At 35.6% G+C, this 3,248-nt stretch carries 2 protein-coding genes and 2 pseudogenes; all 4 read right to left on the bottom strand.

Translation table 11 applies throughout. The annotated features are described in order from the left end of the window. Window positions 1-543: pseudogene (locus ACFIL3_RS06670) on the bottom strand (autotransporter outer membrane beta-barrel domain-containing protein); the annotation flags it as partial. Window positions 544-715: 172 nt separating this feature from the next. Next, window positions 716-1,442: pseudogene (locus ACFIL3_RS06665) on the bottom strand (autotransporter outer membrane beta-barrel domain-containing protein); the annotation flags it as partial. A gap of 28 nt (window positions 1,443-1,470) precedes the next feature. Further along, window positions 1,471-1,599, bottom strand: coding sequence for a hypothetical protein (locus ACFIL3_RS06660; RefSeq protein ID WP_375610851.1), 129 nt, complete (start codon window positions 1,597-1,599; stop codon window positions 1,471-1,473). 529 nt (window positions 1,600-2,128) lie between these two features. Next, a partial coding sequence (locus ACFIL3_RS06655; RefSeq protein ID WP_375681961.1) for an autotransporter outer membrane beta-barrel domain-containing protein occupies window positions 2,129-3,248 on the bottom strand: 1,120 nt, incomplete at its 5' end.

Genomic DNA, 3,248 nt, shown 5'->3' with positions numbered 1-3,248 from the left:
GAATGCATCAGAACTACTAACAAATCCAATCCCTTTTGCATTCAAATTATCTGATACAATATCAATATTTACGCTCACTAAAGCAATATCGGTTTTTTTTCCTTCTGCACATACAGCTTGCAAACTACCTTCAATCTTCCCTCTATTCATCACAACTTGCCCATTCTGAACACGAAAACCGGACATATCCTTAATATTTGAATTGGTTAGAACAAGCTTGCCATCATCTTTTACAGATGCACTATATAAAAACATCTGCTTTGGCCTATGCGAGATAATATTTGTCTCTAATAAATTTAAAACAGTTCCCTCTTTTTCTATAGAGAAGACAGCAACAAAATCATCTAGAGAAGAGACAGAAGGAGTATAATTTTTATTACTTATCGTATGTTTTTTACTATCGCTATATGTAAAAAAACTCTCTGATACATTACAGGAAGTTCCTAAATTATTAGGATTCGCATTAACACTCACGATTGGCAAAAAAGAAACAATAGCCGTTGTAATAAATAAAAATCTATACCCGCTTAATACATTAACCATAACTTTATTCCCAATTTGCCTTTCTCCCCCTGTTAGTTAAAAATAAAAAACATTCCCCATAACATTAAGTTAAACACACTAAAAATAGCAAGTATAAAACTTAAATAATCACTTTATACTTCATAAAACACTCTATAACTTATGTAAAAATTACTCTATATTTCATAGGCACCTAAAAACGATAGTATAAACCGCCTGAAAAAATAATCCCTGAAAAACCACCTTTTCTAAGGCAATGCTGATAAGTTACATCTCCATGCAAAGCAAAGTTTGAAGACAACTGAGCCTTCAATCCCATTCCAGTTTCTAGAGAAGAGCCAAAAGCCCTTATTGGAATTCATCTCCAAACCGCACACGTTGTTTTCCTCTAAAACTAATGGCAAGCTGAAGCTCGCAATTGAAAGAAACAACAAGAGCCTCTTCAGAAGCAGCAAGCATCTTTCTTAAAGACCACCAACACGCATCACCCATAAATCAAGTTTTCCCATCTCAATATCAAAACCATCAATATCAGACGCCTTATCAAACCGCACATTTTGATAAATAACCTAAACCTGCGGATCAAAAATAACCCCTTTATGCCCTGTCGTAAATGACTTGCCCGCAATCAATGAAGCACTCAAAGGTGTTTCCTTCAATGTTGCTGTCTTGCCTCTTGCTTGCGTGAGAACATCCCCTTTAAATAAACCATAGGAAAAAAGGACATCTATATAAAAGCCTGTATCATGCTGCATGCTGCCATATACTGTAATAGACCATTTATCAAATGTACTTTTTTGCTTTCTTTAACATCTTGAGGTTGTAGAAAGTTTTTTTCCATTATTCTCCATTATTCCAAAGCTCAAAGTGTGATGTGTATCCTCAATCGCATTGAGCAAGACACTTGCCTCTATACCATGAACAACAGAAACCTGAATCTTACCTTCATCAAAGGAAAGAACCACCCTGCTTCACACCAAACACAGATTGAGATAACGTAGCATTTCTACCACTTTTCTTTTCGCCATTTCCTGTAATAGAACTCTTTTTAAAAGAAGTTTTATTATCTTTTGACACAACCACTGCTGATGTAATCTTCTCAGATCTCTTTAATTCTAAAATTCCATCAGCTCCTGAAAGCCTTTTTCCCCTTTACTTTTTTGCGGCTTAATAACTATGTCATGAGTTCGTATTGTAAAAATAACACCTGCAGCTCTCCTATCCAATCCACTCATATATAACTTATTACGATTTCCAAAAGTACGAGAAGCATCAACTGTATCACACGAATACGACTTAAAAAGAGAATTACACGAGGGGTTATAATCTTCTGCACTCACATCTATATTGTGCACGAAGAAAGAAATAGAGGTCGTAAGAGAACACACACATAGCGTTTTAGTACTTTAATCATAATTTAGTCTAAACTTCCTTTATTTTATTCATAAAAAACTGAAAAGACACACCTAGTTCATCTACTTATTATGTACCGTTACATATAATTTGTTTTGTATTATATGTAAAGTCAAAAATCAGAAAAACGACACAACAAAACCATGTTTTGTGCTTATGTCTTTCACAAAGGATGTATTAAAGAAAAATACAATTAAAAATGATAACTTAATCCACCAGAAAAATGCGTTCCGGAAAAGCCGTCACTCGTAAATTTATGCTGATAAATCAGATCGCTATGAAAAATAATTTTGGGAGATAATTGCGAAAAAACACCAAATCCAGCTTCTAAAGAAGTCCCAAAGGAACCAAGCTGGAAGGCATCTTTAAAATATACAAATTGTTTATCATCAAAACTACGAATGAAATGAAGCTTACCATAGAATGAGAGAACATGTGCATCTTTATCTTTAGTAAATGTAAGTGTCTTCGTTAAATACCCACCAATACGCATCCCCCAATGATCTGGACTTCGCATATCAATATTAAAATTATCAATATCACGAGTCTTATGAAACTGGAGATTTTGATAAACAAACTGAACCTGTGGTTCAAAAATAAAATATCGGCTGCCTATCATAAACGTTTTACCAGCAATTAAAGAAACACTTAGGGGCTTCCCTCTCAATGCAGCCGTTTTACCTCGCTCAAGTGTGAGAACATTTCCATTAAACAAACCATAAGAGAAGAGACCATCCATATAGAGACCCGTATCATGCTGCATGCTTCCATATGCTGTGATTGTCCATTTATCAAATATACTTTCTTGACTTTGTTTAACCTTTCGAGGCTGCAAAGAAAGCTTGCCATAATTTCCCATAATCCCAAAAGATGTCGTACTGTATGCACTTTCGATTTTCTTGAGTAAAATACCTGCCTCTAGTGCATTATAATCAAGCTCACCGCCATAATCACCATATTTAAATGCAGACAAATTTGAAGTATAATGATGATGTCCACCGTAACCGCGCAAAAACAAAGCGGGATTTTCATCATTTTTCAACAACCGACCAGGAACAGTTCGCAGCGCTTGCAACTGCTTGCTTTGATTACTGATATCCATCAATCCAGCATAAAATAAGGTATTTGGCACAAGAATATAAGTCAAAACCTGTGGAACAACGACTCTCACATTTGGCTCAAAATGAGAAGAAGGCTCAAAAACAGATGCCGGAACAGAAGAACCAGACGCAGGTGGAGTAACAACAAAAGGAGTGGGTGAAACAGATGGCGGAACAGAAGAACCAGATGCAACTGGGGAAACAACAGAAGGA

It is taken from the genome of Bartonella sp. CE47NXGY (assembly GCF_042195415.1).
Classification (GTDB): Bacteria; Pseudomonadota; Alphaproteobacteria; order Rhizobiales; family Rhizobiaceae; genus Bartonella.
The sequence above is the reverse complement of the archived record's forward strand: the minus strand, read 5'-3'. Positions and strand labels throughout refer to the sequence as shown.